This is a genomic window from Acinetobacter sp. GFQ9D191M, from assembly GCF_011174875.1.
GTDB lineage: Bacteria > Pseudomonadota > Gammaproteobacteria > Pseudomonadales > Moraxellaceae > Acinetobacter.
Map to the genome: position 1 here is coordinate 1 of NZ_JAALGV010000012.1, position 816 is coordinate 816.

The window sequence follows — 816 nt, forward strand, 5'->3', positions numbered from 1 at the left end:
ATGCAATTCTTGGATTTTTAGATCTTCCATTTCTTCTGCATATAGTCGCTTTTGTTTTTCACCATTTTGAGGACTAAAGTATTTATTTCCATAGTTATCTTCTTCAAATATATAACTATTTATGATCTCCAGTCTTTGATCGCGTACATACTCTTGATACTCAGTTTCTCTGCGTGATATTTCAGAAATTTGATGATCTATATTTGAAATTTGATCATTAAGTTTTCGTTGTTTAACAGTGATGTTCGGTTCGTCAAATTTTGCAAAAGACTTTTTAGGCTGGAGCAGCTGATTTTCTTCTGTCCATTTATTTAAATGATCAGAATATCTCTCTTTTTTTTCTATTTCACTAAGACCAGAAATATGCTTTTGGATGTCTAGTTGGGTGTTGTGTTGGTCGATCAGGTCATTTATTTGATTGATCCATTTTGTTTTAAAAAATAAAGGCTCTTTTTTGCGTAGTTCTGATATTGCAGAACTCATCGTGTTTAATTTTGTTGTTAATTTTGATAATTCTTCATTTTGGAATTCAGAAAGTTTCTGAGAAGTTTTTTCTAAATACTCAGCTTGAGAGTATTGAAACTGAAGCTCACTTCGTACTTTTTGAACAAGATCCTCAGATACTTTGATGTTTTCATCCAGTGCGATGACCTTTTTGATTTTTAAATTACGTAGCTTAATTTCATCATTTTTCAGACTAATTTCTGTAAATATTCCTCGTCTCCGGAGGTATGTCGCTTGAGGACCTTCGTGCTGAGTTGCTTCTAGGTCACTTTCCTGGTCTTCATAACTTCTGTGATCGACACGTTCATCAAA

At 33.0% G+C, this 816-nt stretch carries 1 pseudogene; it reads right to left on the bottom strand.

Going from position 1 to position 816, the window contains the following annotated elements:
• Nucleotides 1–816 (bottom strand): annotated as a pseudogene (locus tag G5T77_RS17110) (MobA/MobL family protein); the annotation flags it as partial.